The sequence below is a fragment of the Ideonella sp. genome, assembly GCF_036277275.1.
Classification (GTDB): Bacteria; Pseudomonadota; Gammaproteobacteria; order Burkholderiales; family Burkholderiaceae_C; genus Ideonella.
Genome location: NZ_DASUNH010000073.1, coordinates 12,234 through 27,326, shown reverse-complemented (window position 1 = coordinate 27,326; position 15,093 = coordinate 12,234). Strand labels below are relative to the sequence as shown.

The 15,093-nt window shown below is 67.3% G+C and carries 9 protein-coding genes and 2 pseudogenes; 1 reads left to right on the top strand and 10 read right to left on the bottom strand.

Annotated features, from left to right (window positions below):
* Both VFY73_RS12955 and VFY73_RS12950 read right to left on the bottom strand, forming a co-directional pair.
* A pseudogene (locus VFY73_RS12955) lies at window positions 1-800 on the bottom strand (hypothetical protein); the annotation flags it as partial.
* 1,141 nt (window positions 801-1,941) lie between these two features.
* Window positions 1,942-3,308: pseudogene (locus VFY73_RS12950) on the bottom strand (diguanylate cyclase domain-containing protein).
* Between the two features lie 653 nt (window positions 3,309-3,961).
* On the opposite strand from VFY73_RS12950, the gene VFY73_RS12945 reads away from it, so the two are divergent.
* Window positions 3,962-4,471, top strand: a complete 510-nt coding sequence (locus tag VFY73_RS12945) for a DUF1993 domain-containing protein (protein WP_329719315.1) — start codon at window positions 3,962-3,964, stop codon at window positions 4,469-4,471.
* A 597-nt stretch (window positions 4,472-5,068) separates the two neighbouring features.
* Here VFY73_RS12945 and tagF read toward each other — a convergent pair.
* The 8 genes from tagF to VFY73_RS12905 form a co-directional block, all read right to left on the bottom strand.
* Window positions 5,069-5,758 carry a type VI secretion system-associated protein TagF gene (tagF, locus tag VFY73_RS12940; RefSeq protein WP_329719313.1) on the bottom strand — a complete coding sequence of 230 codons (690 nt, stop codon included), beginning with the start codon at window positions 5,756-5,758 and terminating at the stop codon, window positions 5,069-5,071.
* 29 nt (window positions 5,759-5,787) lie between these two features.
* Entirely contained in the window at window positions 5,788-9,369 is a 3,582-nt protein-coding gene (gene tssM / locus VFY73_RS12935) for a type VI secretion system membrane subunit TssM (protein ID WP_329719311.1), read from the bottom strand.
* Complete coding sequence (locus VFY73_RS12930; RefSeq protein ID WP_329719310.1) at window positions 9,366-10,718, bottom strand: DotU family type VI secretion system protein; 1,353 nt, start codon at window positions 10,716-10,718, stop codon at window positions 9,366-9,368. Before VFY73_RS12930 ends, tssM begins: the two co-directional genes overlap by 4 nt.
* Before the next feature lie 14 nt (window positions 10,719-10,732).
* Window positions 10,733-12,067 carry a type VI secretion system baseplate subunit TssK gene (gene tssK, locus VFY73_RS12925; RefSeq protein ID WP_329719308.1) on the bottom strand — a complete coding sequence of 445 codons (1,335 nt, stop codon included), beginning with the start codon at window positions 12,065-12,067 and terminating at the stop codon, window positions 10,733-10,735.
* Window positions 12,068-12,216: 149 nt separating this feature from the next.
* Entirely contained in the window at window positions 12,217-12,693 is a 477-nt protein-coding gene (tssJ, locus tag VFY73_RS12920; protein ID WP_329719306.1) for a type VI secretion system lipoprotein TssJ, read from the bottom strand.
* 111 nt (window positions 12,694-12,804) lie between these two features.
* On the bottom strand, window positions 12,805-13,812 hold the full coding sequence (locus VFY73_RS12915) for a D-2-hydroxyacid dehydrogenase family protein (RefSeq protein WP_329719304.1): 1,008 nt from the start codon (window positions 13,810-13,812) through the stop codon (window positions 12,805-12,807).
* A 47-nt stretch (window positions 13,813-13,859) separates the two neighbouring features.
* Entirely contained in the window at window positions 13,860-14,264 is a 405-nt protein-coding gene (locus VFY73_RS12910; RefSeq protein ID WP_329719302.1) for a hypothetical protein, read from the bottom strand.
* A 7-nt stretch (window positions 14,265-14,271) separates the two neighbouring features.
* Window positions 14,272-14,745 (bottom strand): hypothetical protein, encoded by a 474-nt coding sequence (locus tag VFY73_RS12905; protein WP_329719300.1) that lies wholly within the window; start codon window positions 14,743-14,745, stop codon window positions 14,272-14,274.
* Between the last annotated feature and the right edge of the window lie 348 nt (window positions 14,746-15,093).

Here is a 15,093-nt window from a genome sequence, read left to right as displayed (position 1 = left end):
ATGCTGGCCGCATGCCTGAACTTGCGCACCAACTGTTGTGCCGTTTGAATCGTCTCCTGGGTATTCAGCCCGGCGGCGATTCGATGGGCTGCCTGTTCGAGTTGTAGCCGCGCCAAGTTGATCCGGTGGACAACGTCGAGCCGCAATGACTCCACCAGCTCATCGAATGGTGCCGGCATCGAGAGCCTGTCGGACAGCTGTTCGGCCAGGAGTTCGCACTCGGTGGCCTGCGTTGCACACACCAGAATGTCTCGCACCTTGGCAGCCGTTTCCTGCCGGCGCACCGACATGCTCAGCACGCCGGCCGGGTCACCCGCGGGCGACAGGAGCGGTACGCCCTGGCACGTGAACACGTGAAAACCCTCGATGTAGTGCTCGGGTCCTACCAGCTCGACATAGCAGCGCGCGGCCAGGGCGGTGCCAATGCCGTTGGCACCGGCCGTCGCTTCCGAAAGCAAGCTGCCTGCTCGTGGGAAGTTCACGTCGGCCATGGTGTCCGCGTCACCGACGATCTTCAGGACTCGTCCGTGCCGATCGCCGAGCATGGCGGCGTGCCGCTCGCGACCCGCTGCGCGCGACAAGGCAGACAGGAATGGAGACGCCGTATCGATCAAGGCGGATTCGCCCTTCAGCAGCTCCATCGTGTCGTCCGACGACAGCACACGGGCCTTCGCCTGCCGCGCGTCGCAACCGGCCGCCGCTGAGCGCTGCCAAGCCATCGCCACGAACGGCCGCACCCCGGCCGGATCAAGCACGCCGCGGGAGACGAACTGCTCCCAAGCCAGACGGGTACTGTCCATCTGGAGGTTCGCACTGCCGGCTTGAAAAAGCATATGTCTCAATGTAGCGGCGCGGCGCATCCGAGACCAGCGGAATCTGGGCGGCAAAGGCACGTGCGGCGTCGTTGTCGGCAACGGTGACCGCGAAGCGCGGTTCGCCCAGCGTCATCCAGATACGTTGTTCTCCCGGCGTGTCCACAATTCGCCGCGGTGGCAGCCGCCTGCGGGACAGCGTCCGCCTAGGAGGGTTGAGTCCGGAACGACGGATGCCCGTTGGGTATGGCGTCGATCGGGTGCTGCTGAGCCGTCTCGGTCCATTGCGCCGGCCTGTTGGCTGCGGCTTTGCAGTGGGTGCTGTCGCTGACCCGTGGCAGGCGAACTCATGCTGTCGTGCATCAAGCGGCCCCTGACACGTGTAGCCGCGTGCGGCGTGAAGGTCAGCTGAGCGAAGTGCAACGGCCGCAGCGCATTCCTGAGACCACGAGCGGAGTACCGCTGTCCGCTTTGCTTCAGCGCGCGCGTGCGCTACCGACCCGTTGCGGTGCCTTGGCACGCGATGCCCGGTGAGGTTGGCGCACGCCGATGTCGCCGGGCAACCGCCTCCGCTCATGTCCCCCGGGCCGGGCTGCGCCCGACCCTCCTCCTTTACTTCGCTACGCCGGTCACCCGACGCCCTCGGCAGACCACCGTTTCTGCTTCGCGCTGAGGTGCCAGCGACGTGGCTGATCAGGACGACGAGGTGTATTGCCCAGCGAAGTCAAGGAGGAGCCGGCAGCCGAAGGCTGGCGGCGGGGGACGTGAGCGGAACAATGCACCCCCGGTGGCCTGATCCGCGCCAACCTCCGCGAAAGCCCGCACTTGGCAGGGACCACCAGTTCGCAGACGTTGCCGAGACCGACCGATGGCCAGCCCGGCTGTCACGGCCAACGCCAACTGTCGGGCCACGGTCCGGATTCACAGTCCCGGCCATTCTGCTGACGTTCGAGGCCGTCTGACGACAGGCAGGACAAGACTGGGGCCGGTCATTCGCTGACGGCGGCCCGAATGTCAGCGGAGTTGGTCACCTGTCATTCGTCGACCGGCGCGGCGAATGGCCGCTGCACCTACGGTTTCTGACGCCCTCAACGTTCTGAAATGGTCGCTACAGATCGGAGCGTGCGCCTCAGAGTCGTCCAAACGTCGAGTCGCCGACGGGCAATGCCAGCAGGTCGGGGGAGAAAAGCACGACCTGATCGCGGCCGGCGCTTTTCGCTGCGTACATCGCCAAATCAGCATTGCGCATCAACGATTGGGTGGTTTGCGCATCTTGCGGCGAACTGCTGACGCCGATGCTGGCAGAGACCTGGACCGAGTGCTCGTGAATTTGAAACGGGGTTGCCAGTGCATGGACTATTTTCTCTGCGACGATGCGGATGTGTGCAGCGTCGGGTACGGAATGGAGTATCACGGTGAACTCGTCGCCGCCCAAGCCGTATCGGCCTCCCGCACGCAAGCACGAATACGGTCAGCTACGAATTTCAACAAGAGATCACCCACACTGTGACCGAAGCTGTCGTTTGCTTGTTTGAACCGATCGAGGTCGATGAACAGCAGCACAGTTACCACACCGGTTCGACCAGAAAGCAGTACAGCCTGCTCCAACCGGTCAAAGAAAAGACTTCGATTCGGCAACCCGGTCAATTCGTCAAAATTAGCCTTCTGCCAGTTTGTCTTCTCTACAACTGCCCGACTCGTGATGTCACGCATGGTGCCCGCGACAGATTCTAGTTTTTGATCGACGGTCAGCACTGGCACGAAGATGCAATCGAAAATGACTGCACTCCCACCGTGGTTTTTCAACTCAATTTCCGCGTGCATTCGTTCGCGGCGTTTGATCACAGCTTTGACATGGCTTTGCAGCTCAGCACCCGCAGCTGCGACAAGATCGGTCCATCGTTTGCCCACCGCCTCTTCCGCGGACAGATTGAGAAACTCCAGGAACGCGCGATTGCCGAACGTCAACTTTGCGGCGGGATCGAATGTGAAACTGAGGTCGGGAGAGTTAGAGAGGATTGTGTTGAAGACGCGGCTTTGCTGTTCTTTTTCAGCTGAATAGCTGGTGACTGATTCCGTAATGGCCTGATCGATCGCCTCGTTGAACCGAATCAGATCTTCGAACGCCGGTTGGGTACTGGGGGATTTTTTGATCTCGTCCTGCCACAAGCGAACCACCGTGGCTCTCAAGGCGCGATATTCGGAGACGGCCGAGTTGAGCGTGAAGCCCAGGGCCAATCGATCGGCCCCATGCACTTTGGCCGCTGATTCAGCGTTTCCGCCGGCAGCCTTGCCCTTGGACTTTTCAGCTTTCTGCTTCTCTGACTCGGGTTTTGAGAGATCTCGAGCAATGGCTTGAAGCATCTTTTCGCCGTGGTCGCGCAGCAGGGTGTGATCCATGCGCTGCGCTTCGGGCACCAAGGTGGCGGCGAACTTCTCCCATTCCAGCAGGATGGGCTCAATGTTCTTCAGAATGAATTTCGAAAAGCTGATCATTCGGGTGCTCCTGCGTTGCGAACCGTGACGGCTTGCAATGGCGGGAAGGCTGCCGGCGCGGTTCCTCAAGCGCCAAACTCGAAGCGCACTTCTTCCACTTCCGCAACAAGGCGCTGACGATCACGCTAACGCCACGGGATGAAGCCGTCTGTTCGGTAAAGAACACAGGCCACCGACCGTGCAAATTCAGACGTCGGGCTGCACCAGGTCGTGGCGGATCGGGTAGCGCACCATGCCTGCGACGTCGTGCAGCACCTGGCGCTGACTGATCCGGTACCGCCGGGCCACCAGCTCAGCTCAAGCATGGAGGGTGTCTTGCTCAGGCCGTTCGTCCGGGTCCAAATCGAAGAGCGAGCAATTGCGAGCCGAGCCCGCTTCCCACGAAGACCGCGCGCCGGTTGGACGTAGCAGAAGCGGGCACCTCGACCGAACCGCGCGCTGCCCACCTCGCCGATCATGGGCAACACGATGTGCCGTCTTCGCCCTCGGCTGAAGCAGCTGCTCGACGCCATGCGGACGGTCCGGCCCTGTCGCCGGATCCGCCATGGCCCCAAGCGCTGCGCATCCGGCATGAAGTGTGACGTGCCCGACAATCGAGCCAGCGCGCCGTCTCGGTCAGCGCCCAGTTCCACGCCACCATCAGGACAAGAACCATGACCTCACCCATGTACATCCAATCGGTTCCAGTCTTCAAGCAAATGCTGAGTGCGATGAAGGCCGTGCTGGCCAAGGCTGAAGCACACGCCATCGCTCACGCCGTCGAGCCTGATGCGTACCTGCAAGCACGGCTGTTCCCCGACATGTTTGCCTTGCTGAAGCAGGTGCAGATTGCGGCGGACTTTGCGCGCGGCGTTTGTGCCCGTCTTGCGGGGGTGGCGGTCCCGGCCAATGAAGGACAGGAGAAGAGCTTTGCCGACCTGACCGCAATGCTGGAGGAAAGCCTGCTATTCCTGGACAGCCTGCAGGCCGCACAGTTCGCAAACAGCGAAGAGCGCCAGATCATCTTGCGCCCCGGCACGCCGAAGGAAAGGAAGTTCGGCGCCCAAGCCTATCTTTCCCACTATGGATTGCCGCAGTTCTTCTTTCACGTCACCACCGTCTACGCCATCCTGCGCCACAACGGCATCCAGATCGGCAAGAAGGACTACATGGGCGCGTACTGAGCAGACAGCCTGCACGGCGAAGGGACCAGCCGCTTTTGGGTCGTCAAGTTCACGCCGGTGGTGGTCTCCTCCTTTGGGTCGGGACTGCAAGTTCGCGCGGTGAGCGGCGGTCGCCGACGCAGCGTGAACCGGCTCGTAGCGGTGTACGGCAGCAGTACCTCGTGCAGCCGACGTTCGAGCCCGCACCTCTCCCTCGGAACTGCTTGGTGGCTGTCAGCGTGAGTAGGGCGGCGGTCCGCGACCGGCTCCAACCGCTGCGAGCCTGCCGCTCGCCTTGACGGGCCGAATGTCGGCAGCGGTCGAGTACCGCCCACCAGTTCGGCCGCAAGGAGTCGTACACGGGCCGTCAGTCGGCGGGCAACGGTCGAGTGGCCGACAACGAAATCGCAGCCGTCGCAAAGGGCGCACCGGCACCTCAACGCGAAGCAGAAACGGCGGTCTGCCGAGGGCGTCGGGTGACCGGCGCAGCGAAGTAAAGGAGGAGGGTCGGGCGCAGCCCGACCCGGGGGACATGAGCGGAGGCGGTTGCCCGGCGGGCATCGCGTGCCAAGGCACCGCAACGGGTCGGCAGCCCCTGTTCGTGGCGGCCGACCTCACTCACCCCGCCCGCCCCACCAGCAACTCCACAAACGTCTCCGCCCCCGGCAGCCGGTGCACCAGGCTGACCGACGCCCCGGTGCCGTCGTCCGTCGTCCGCCACCACAGCGTGCACCCCGCCACGCGGGCCAGCAGCTCGGTGGCGGCCATGGCCGGCAGCCAGCGCGAAAGGGGCACCGACGCTGCCATTTCGTAGCGCTCGGCCGTCACGGTGCTGCGCGTGCTCAGCGGCGACGCAGGCCCGGCGGTGGGCCAGGGCGGCGCGTCGCCGAGTGCGCGTTCAAAGGCATCGAGTGAGGTCTGGTCGCTCAGCGTTTGCACCGCGGCGTTGGCGAGGTGGGTGTACCAGAGCTCCAGGTGGTCGAGTGCGATGCGATCCGTCGGGGGCCGCGCGCGCGGTTGGGCGATCAGCAGCGGGTAGTAGCGGCCGACGTTGTCGCAGCTGGGCATCAGCAGGCCGAACCACCATTGGTTGTCGAGCACGCCCGGGGCCCAGGCGAAGCGCAGCACCGGCGCGGTCAGGTAGGTCTGCAGCCAGTGTTCACCCAGTTGCTCTCTGCTGCGCTGCATGACATGCGACAACCAGGCGTCGCAGCTCTGCACCCAGGCCGGTGGCAGGCGTCGTTGGGCAAAGTCGCCGAGCGAGGCGAGCTTGCCGTACCAGCCCGGCAACGAGGTGGTGTCGTTCATCGGCGGGGCGGTCAGATCCATCATGCCGGTCACAGCCCCGCCGGACAGGCGAATTCGTTCAGCTCCCGCAGCCGGAACGGGTTGCGCACGCTGCTGGTGGTGATCTCGAAGACAGCCTTGCGGCCGTCGATGTTGAAGGTCGCACGGAAACGTTCGGGCGCGTTGGTGTTCTCGATCGTCACGCGTTCGAACAGGCGGAACAGCGCCCACGGGCCGTCGGTCGTCATGCCCGATGGATTGCCGCTCGGGCTGGGCGGGCTGACCTGCACGCGCACCAGCGAGCTGCCGCGCGGGCCCGGCCATTGCACCGCGGTCGGGATCTGCGGGCCATGGGCGTAGCGCACGATCTGCCCGTCGATGTCGAGGATGAACTGGGTCAGCGTCGCGTCCATCTCGATCGGCTTGAAATCGAGCCTCAGCGACGGCGCGTTGCCGGCGGGGAAGAAGGTCTCGCGGATCGCGGCGGCGCGTTGGAACTGCGGCAGCGAGCCACCGTCCAGGCCCAGTGGCGTGCCTTCGACGGGGCGGAATCTCCAGGGCCTCGTGGTCGTGTCGACATAGGGCGCGAGCTTTTGCTGGAACAGCTGGTCGATCTTGCCGCCGGGGCCGAACAGTGTGGCGAAATCGGCCTGTGTGGCGTCGCGCGTGGCGGTGCGATCCAGCGGGTAGCGGCCGGCGACCGCCTGCTGGCAAAACTCGCCGACCTGCGAGCGCACCTCATGCCCCAGGTTCTGCCTGACGCCCAGCTGTGACGCGTTCGCGCTGCTTTGCGACAGGTTGTCGAGCATCGCGCGCAGCGGCTGCGGCATGCGGGCCGCTTCGGCCTTGACGCGGTTGGGCAGCGGCGAAGCCGGTGGCGCTGCGCCGCCCTGGATCGCCGTGGCCACCGCGTTCAGCAGCACGTTGACTTCGGCGATCAGGCCCAGCGTGTCGTCCAGCGGGGCCTTGCCGCCCTGCGGGGAAGCCACGAGGAAGCGCAGGCTTGCGAAGCGGTCGTCGACGACGCTTTCGGGCCGTGGTGCCGAGCCTGAGCCACCGGCCCCGGCGGGAGGCTTGGCCGAGAGCAGGTCGGCGATGCGGTCACGCGATTGGCGCACGACGCCGGCCGCCTTGTCGCTGGCCTTGTCGACCACCGAGTCGCCACCGGCCAGCGTGGTCTCGCGCGAGATGGCTTTCATCAGCAGCGGCAGCGGGCTGTCCGGCGCCGAGAGCAGGCGCGACATCTGCACCGACTGGGCCAGGCTGGTCATCGGCTGCAGGCGGAGGTCGGCGATATAGGCTTCCCACGCCGCCGCGTAGTCGTTCAGGTACAGGCGGCGGGCGTCGTCGGCCGGGGTGCGGCCACCACGCACGACGGTGACCACGTTCTGCGTGGGCTCGGTGATGCCGAGCACCCAGTCTTGTTCGCGGGCCAGCTGCTCGGCCACGTCGTCGACCTGACGCTCGAAGCCGCGGTGGTAGCCGTCGCGGGTGTACAGGCCTGGCACGCCCTGGGTCAGCGGGGCGCCGCTGGTGCGGGCGAACACCAGGGCGGCGTTGTTGCCCGCGGCGCGCACGGCGTTGAACTCGGGGAATTCCTGGCCGAAGCCGCGGTAACGCATGCGGTTGTAGATGCGCTGCGGCAGCGTGAGGCTGGCCAGGCGCACCCGGCTGGCGTTGACGATGTCCTTGTCGGCGGGGATCGGCGAGACCACCGCGCCTTGGGACAGCAGCGCGCCGAGGTGGGCCGACAACTGCGCGCGCTGATCCGGCGTCAGCTCGCGGCGCTGGTTGTCCAGATCGGATTCGATGTGCCGCTGCAAGGTCTCGGCATCGAAATGCTCGGGGTCGTGCAGCATCAGGTAGGCCTTGAGCGCCTCGTACTGCGTTTCCGGCGCGTCGTCGGACTGGCGCAGCTGCTCTTCGATGCGCAGCGCCAGGCGGGGCAGCACGGCGTCGGCCAGCATGCGCTGGTAGGTGGCACGCGCCGCGCTGTCGAGCTTGTGGCCTTGAAACAGGCCGTAGCCGAGCGACCAGGGCACGTCGTCCAACTGGCCGGCCAGGCCGCGCGTGGCATCGAGCGCCGGCACGATCGGCAGGATGTCGGCCGTCGCACGGTTGGGCGTGGCCTGCAGCAGCTTGCGCACGTCGTCCGTCCGCGTCGCCACGTCGGTCACATAACGCCGGTTGTTGACGTAGCTGGTGCTCCACAGCGCGAGCAGCCCGACGCTGGCCACACCCACCGCCGCGTAGCCCGCGGCGGTCAGCAGCGTGCGCCTGCGCTCCCACTTCGGGTTGGTGCCGGCGATGCCCGCTTCGGCGAAGACCACCTCGCCCAGCAGCCGGTTGAGGAAGTAGCTCTTGCCGCTGGACTGGTTGGGCGCGATCACTGCGCGCTCAAGCCGGTAGCTGCGCGCCACGGCGCCGAGCACACGGTCGATCGGGGTGCCTTCTTGCGTGCCGCTGATGAAGTAGACGCCGCGCAGCAGCGGGTCGGCCTCGTAAGGCGAGGGCGAGAAGACTGCGTTGACGAACTCCTGCAGCATCGGCCGCAGGCCGGTGAACTGGGTCGGGAAGCCGTAGATGCGGGCGCGGCGCTGCGGGTCTCGCTCGGTCTGCAGGCGGTCGATCAGGCCGTCGGTCAGGCGCTGGCGCAGCGCATCGAACTCGGCGCCGAAGCTCTGCAGCGCAGCCTTGCCCGCGGCCTGCATCGGGAAGGTGAAGCCCCAGGGCGTGGCGCGCTGGTCCTTGTCGACCGTCGCGAAATAGTCCATGAAGCCGGCCAGCAAATCGCTCTTGGTGACCAGCAGGTAGATCGGAAAGCGGATGCCCAGGTCTTCGTGCAGCTCCTGCACGCGCTGGCGCACGGTGGCGGCGTGCTGCGCGCGCTCGGCGGGGCTGCGGGTCAGCAGGTCGGTGACCGAGACGGTGACCAGCACGCCGTTGACGGGTTGGCGCGGGCGCGAGCGCTTGAGCAGGCCGAGAAAGCCGCCCCAGGTGGCACGGTCGTTCTCGCGGTCGCTGTCTTGCGTGGTGAAGCGGCCGGCGGTGTCGATCAGCACCGCACGGTCGGTGAACCACCAGTCGCAGTTGCGGGTGCCGCCGACGCCGTGGATCGCGGTTTGCGTGCCGGTCGCATCGGCGAGCGGAAAGTTCAGCCCGCTGTGGCGCAATGCGGTGGTCTTGCCCGAACCCGGCGCACCGATGATCAGGTACCACGGCAGCTCGTAGAGGTAGCGCCCGCCCAGCTTGGCCGACCAGCCTGAAAGCAGCCCGCCGGCGCCGAAGCGCGCACGCCGCAGCGTCAGCAGCGCCTTCTCGAAGCGCTCGCGCACGGCCGCCATGTCGGGCGATTCGGCCGCCTTCTCGGCGGCGGTCCTCGGTGTGGCGATCAGTTGGTTGACCACCGCCTGGTTGCTGCGCTGGGCGCGCCAGCGTGCCAGCGCCATCCACAGCAGCACGACCGCGACCAGCACGCCGACGGTGATCCAGCGGGCACGCTCGCTTTCCAGCGGCCGCCACTCGGCGATCGCCACCATCGGGCCGACGATGTGGATCACCAGCGCCAGCGCCAGCAGCACGACGGCCGCCAGCACCCAGCGGTTGAAGATCCACCCCAGCAGACGCTTCATCGCGCCCCCCCGGGGGTAGACGCCGACGGAGCCGGCTGGGCGATCGGCTCACCGCTGCGGCCAACGAACAGCGTCACCTCGACGCGGCGGTTCTGCGCACGCTGCGCCGGGTCATTGTTCGGGGCCACGGGCTCGCTGTCGGCGCGGCCTTCTGCGCGCACGCGATCGGCCGCAACGGCATGCGCGAGCAGCAACTGCTTCACCGACTGCGCCCGCTCTTCAGACAGGTGCCAGTTCGACGGGAAGCGCACGGTGCGCACGGGCGTCTTGTCGGTGTGGCCAGTCACGAGGATCGGCCCGCTGACTTTGGCCAGCGCTTCGGCGATGCGGGTCATCAGGGCTTCACGCTCGGGCATCAGGGTGGCGCTGCCCGAGGCGAACAGGCCATCGCCGCGGATCGTGACGACGCTGCGGTCGACCTCGTCGCGCACGGTCACCAGGTTGGCCTTGATGTCGGATTGAAGGAACTGCGCCAGCCGTGGCTTGGCCATGACCGGTGGCGCCACGGCGACCGGCGGCGACAGGCGCAGCGCCTGGATCTGGTCGAACACCGGGTCGGAGCGTTCGCCCAGCGACAGCGTCAACGCGAGGTACACGCCACTGAGCACCAGCGTGGCCACGGCGGCAGTGGCCGCCAGTGGCAACCAGCTGGCGAAGCGGCGTTGGCGTACCGGCTCACCTTGCCAATGCTGGGCCAGTGCCGGCGCATGGTCACCCCGTTGCTGCTTGATGATCTGCGCGAGCCTGTCGCGCACCGCCTCGATCTGTGCGCGGCCGTTGTCGATCACGCGGTAGCGACCTTCGAAGCCGAGCACCAGCGCGCAATAGATCAACTCCAGCAGGTCGAGGTTGGCCGCGGGTTTTTCGGCCAGCCGGGCCATCAGCTGGAAGACCTTCTCGCCGCCCCAGGTCTCGTTGTGAAACATCGCCAGCAGGCTGTTGCGTGACCATTCGCCCGAGCCACCCCAGGGCGTGTCGGCGGCGGCCTCGTCGAGCATCGTGCACAGCACGTAACGCGCGGCCATCACCCGCTCGCCGGGGATGCCCGCCGCGGCTGCTTGCGCCGCGAACTCGCGAATGCCCTGCGCCAGCGCGTTGCGCAACGCGACGGCATCGTCGACATGGCGCGTGGCGCGCAACGGCGGCACGGCCATCAGCAGCTTGTTGGCCAGCGCCACCAGCGGGTTCAGGCCCTGCTCGGGCAGGGCGCCGTCGCCGGCATGGCCGGTATCGCGCGTGGTGTCGGCAGGCACCGGCACCGTGGGCGAACGGCCGCCCGGGTTCGGCCGGATGAAGGTGCGCTGATCGTCGAGTTGCGCGAACGGGTCGTTGAGTGCCGAAGGTTCCATCGCGGCTCCGTTCGTCACTGCCGAATGGCCCAGAGCTCAAGCTCGAGCCCGGGGAAATCGCCCGCCACATGCAGCGCCAGGCTGCCGTTGCGTTCGAGCTGCTTCCAGAGTTCGCCACCGCGGTCGAGTTCGAAGTAGTGGTAGCCGGCGTGGAAGGGGAGCTGCCGCGGCGCGACCGGCAGCGAGCGCAGGTTCACGCCTGGCAGTTGCAGGTTGACGAGGTCGCGGATGCGGTCGACGGGCCCCAGCTTCGATTGGGCCGGGAAACGCGAGCGCAGCAGCTCTGCCGGCATCTGCGCGTTGACGGCGATCACGAAGTTGGCGTGGCGCGCCAGATCGGGGTCGGGGATCACCGCGGTGCACACGCCGTGGCCACGGTCGGTCAGCTCGATCTGCTGCGCATTGCGCTCGAGCACGGTCGACAACATGCGGCGCAGGTCGGCCAGCAACGGCGCGAAGCTCAGCTGCAGATCGTCGTGGCGGTACAGCGGGTAGTCGGGCGGGTGGCGGTTGGCCGTCGAGAACGTGGCCAGGTCGCCGGCCAGTTGCAGGCAGGCCAGGTGCAGCTCGCGCGGGTGACCGTGCGGCCCGTTCGCATGTTGCTGGAACACCGGCAGCGCGCGATTCAGCGACTGCAGCATCAGGAAGTCAGCCATCTCCGAGATGCCGTGGCTCAGCTGGCCCATGCGGCCGGCCAGCATCTGCGCGCGCTGCTGGATCAACCCGTGCAGCAGCGAGGCCATCGCCGACAGCTGCGCGGTCGCGTCGAGCCGGGTCTGTGGGGCGACGTAGGCGCGATCGAGCACCACCTGCTGGTCGCCGCGGCGCTCGGCCACCCGGGCGATGCCGAGCGTGGCGTAGGCGTCGGTGGCGTCACGTGCGCGCATCAGGCGCAGGCGCAGGGCGCCGGTCTGCACCGGCTCGGGCTCGTCGTTGGCGCTCGTGCCGTCACGCAGGGTTTCGTCATTGACCTGGTAGCGAGCCATCGCGCCGGCTTCGCCGCCGTCGAAGCTGACCTCGGTCTGGCCCTCTCGCGCCAGCGGTGCGGCCAGCACGACCAGTTCGCCCTTCATGTCGGCCGGTACTTCCAGCGGTGCCGGCAGGGCGTCGATCTGCGGCAGCAGGAAGGGCGTGCCGTCGGGCAGCACGCCGCTGGCGCGCGTCAGCCCGATGCGGCCGAGCTCGAGCTGGCTCTCGTCGAGCGCCAGCGTCGAAAAACCCCAGGCATGCGGCCCGGTCGCGCGCACGCGCATCTCGACCAGGTGTTCGACGTAACGCGCCTCTTGCTGGAAGTGGTGCGGCAGCAGGAACATGCCCTGCGTCCAGACGACCTTGCTGCGCCAACTCATGGCCCGCTCCTGCCTGCGAGCGAGGGTTCTGGCGAAGACCGGCGCAGGGCTCCGCCAAGACCAAGCGCCTTGCGCGGATCCGGCTTTGCCGGGCCGCAGCAAGAGCCCCCACGGGGGGCTGCGACCGGAAGGGAGCGTGGGGACTTCATCTACCGCGACACCGTGACAGTGACCGCCAGGGCGTCGGCGCGGATCACCACCTTGTGCGCCTTGCCGGGCTGGACCGGGGCGATCGCGCGCCAGCGTGCGTGCTCCAGGTCGCGGAACGCGGCAACGACGCCGATGTATTTGGTGTCGACCGACAGCGTCTTGGTCAGCGGCCGCGATTCGCCGGGCGCGAGGGTCATTTCCTCGCGGGCAACGAAGTCGGAGGCCAGTTCGGCCTGGTCGCGTTGGTACAGCGACATGAAGTCGGCGGCGTTGAACGCGGTCGGCGACTTCAGTTCATAGACCCGCAGCATCACCGGCGACGGGCGCTGGCTGGCGCTGGGGTTGACCGATGCCGAGGCCTCGATCGTCCCACTGATCTTGGCGGGTTTGGGCGCACTGGCGCAGCCCGCCACCAGCATCGCGGCCAGACCGGCCGAGACGAACCACCACCCACGCGTCACACCCACAACGGTCACGTGTCTGCTCCTGACTCTCTTGCCGAGAATACGCAGCGCGGCCCCGCAGGCGGGGTGACTTAGGTAACCGACCCGGGTGGTACGGGGGCCGGGTCTGCAACCGCTTGTGCGTCAGCGCAGGACTTTCAATGCGTCCGGGTTGACGATGTTGGTCGGCTGGCCGGCGACAAAGGCGGCCACGTTGTCGAACGCGGCGCCGAAGTACAGCTCGTAGCTGTCTTGTTCGACATAGCCGATGTGGGGCGTGCAGACGGCGTTTTCCAGCCGCAGCAGCGGGTGGCCCTGCAGGATCGGCTCGGTCTCGAACACATCGACCGCGGCCAGGCCGGGCCGGCCGCGGTTCAGCGCCGAGACCAGGGCCGCGTCTTCGAGCAGTTCGGCGCGCGAGGTATTGACGAACAACGCGGTCGGCTTCATGCGTCCCAGGTCGGACAGCGTCACGGCGTGCCGCGTGCGGTCGGACAGGCGCAGGTGCACGCTGAGCACGTCGCTTTCCTCGAAGGCCTGCTCGCGACTGGCGAATACCGCGTAGCCATCGGCCGCGGCGCGCTGGCGCGATTCGTCGCTGGCCCAGATGCGCACGTCCATGCCGAAGGCCCGGCCGTAGCCGGCCACGATGGTGCCGATCTTGCCGTAGCCCCAGACGCCCAGCACCCTGCCGCGCAGTTGCATGCCGATGCTGAAGTTCGGCGGCATCGACGCCGATTTCAGGCCCGACTGCTGCCAGGCGCCGTGTTTCAGGTTGCCGATGTACTGCGGCAGCCGGCGCATGGCGGCCATGATCAGCGCCCAGGTCAGTTCGGCCGGCGCATGCGGCGAGCCGACGCCTTCGGCGACGGCGATGCCGAGCCGGGTGCAGGCGTCGATGTCGATGTGGGGGCCGACCTTGCCGGTCTGGGCGATCAGGCGCAGCTTGGGCAGCTTTTCGAGCAACTGGCGGTTGAACTGGGTGCGTTCGCGGATGGCGACCAGCACTTCGGCGTCACGCAGCCGAATGGACAGTTGACCCAGGCCCTTGACGGTGTTGGTGAACACCTTGGCATTCAGGTCCTGCAGCTTGCTGGCGCAGCGCAGCTTGCGCACCGCGTCCTGGTAGTCGTCGAGGATGATGATGTTCACGCCCCGATTTTGCACCGGGGGTTCGGCCCTCCCGGGCCCTCAACCGGTCAGCGAATGTAGCCGCCGGCCCGGGGTTCGTTGGCCATCGCCTCCCAGGGGGCGGGCATCGTCGGCGGCAGCGTCGCGCCGGGGTCGAAGCCGAAGGCCTCGGGGAAGATGCTGTCGAGGCTGCGGTAAAGCTCGGCCCGCACGCTGCGGTGGCGCTGGTCGTCCTGGCTCAGTGCGCGCAGCACCGGGCCGCGCAGCAGCCACAGGTCCATCGGGTCGGTCGCCTGGCGCACCTGGTGGCGCAACCATTCGCCCTTGCGGTCTTCCAGCGGGCCGGTGGCGCGCAGGAACAACAATTTCATCTCGACGAAGGCTCGGCGCGCCGCCACCCGGCTCGCGCGGTCCTGCGGCAGGCCGGCGAAATTGAACTGCGTGTCGTAGGCCGTGTCTTCGAAGGCGTCCATGGCAGGCTCAGGCGTCGAAATGCTCCGGCCGCGATGCGGCCGAAGTGGTGGTCGGCTTGGTGCTGGTGGGGAAATGGCGGTTCACGAGCTGCAGCCGGCGGTCGGCCTCGCCCTGGCTGTGGTGGCGCGCCACCATGCTGTACAGGTCGGCGCGCAGGTGCCAAAGCTCGCGCAGCGAGCGGGCCGACTGGCCGCGGCGGCGCAGATCGCAGGCATCCTCGGTCGTCAGATCGGCCAGCGACTGGGCAAAGTCCCGCCGGGCGTCGTCCAGCGTCAGCGCGCGGCGTTCGGCCGGCTGCTGGCGCGGGCGCAGCCAGTTCCACAGCGCTTTCCACACCGGCTCGGCCTGGCCCCAGATCGCCGGTGGGCGAATGGATGTGCGGCTGGGCAGCGTGCTGGGCGCAGGGGCTGAGCTCAGGATGCGTCGGAGCAGGCGGGGGGCCTTCATCTCCTTTACATCGGACATCGTGGCATTCAACATGAGCCCATTGTTCGACTCGGGGGACCAACGAAAGGCTGGAAAAGGCGCTTTAGTGCCGGCTTGTTTCCAATCGTGTCGGGTTCGTGACGCTTCGTGGCCCGCCCGCCACGTGCTGGCCAAGTCCAGGTCGGAGGTTGTCGACTTCGTCCGACACTCGAAATCGCCTTGCGCCGACGTGGCCTGGCGAGGGTGTTCCCTAGGCTGCGTGAAAAGAAAAAAGGCTTTCGATGAGTTCCCACGCGATTTCCCGGCCACCGGCGCCCCCGACCACAGCCCCCGCCGCGCCCCCCGCGCCCCCCGCGCCGCCACGCCGCCGGCGGCCGGGCTGGGTCACGGCGCTGGGGCTGC

What these genes read in the sequence shown, in the direction of transcription:
- VFY73_RS12945 (WP_329719315.1), top strand. Translation starts at nt 3,962, where the DNA reads ATGACCTCACCCATGTACATCCAATCGGTTCCAGTCTTCAAGCAAATG.
- tagF (WP_329719313.1), bottom strand. Translation starts at nt 5,758, where the DNA reads ATGAACGACACCACCTCGTTGCCGGGCTGGTACGGCAAGCTCGCCTCG.
- tssM (WP_329719311.1), bottom strand. Translation starts at nt 9,369, where the DNA reads ATGAAGCGTCTGCTGGGGTGGATCTTCAACCGCTGGGTGCTGGCGGCC.
- VFY73_RS12930 (WP_329719310.1), bottom strand. Translation starts at nt 10,718, where the DNA reads ATGGAACCTTCGGCACTCAACGACCCGTTCGCGCAACTCGACGATCAG.
- tssK (WP_329719308.1), bottom strand. Translation starts at nt 12,067, where the DNA reads ATGAGTTGGCGCAGCAAGGTCGTCTGGACGCAGGGCATGTTCCTGCTG.
- VFY73_RS12910 (WP_329719302.1), bottom strand. Translation starts at nt 14,264, where the DNA reads ATGGACGCCTTCGAAGACACGGCCTACGACACGCAGTTCAATTTCGCC.
- VFY73_RS12905 (WP_329719300.1), bottom strand. Translation starts at nt 14,745, where the DNA reads ATGTTGAATGCCACGATGTCCGATGTAAAGGAGATGAAGGCCCCCCGC.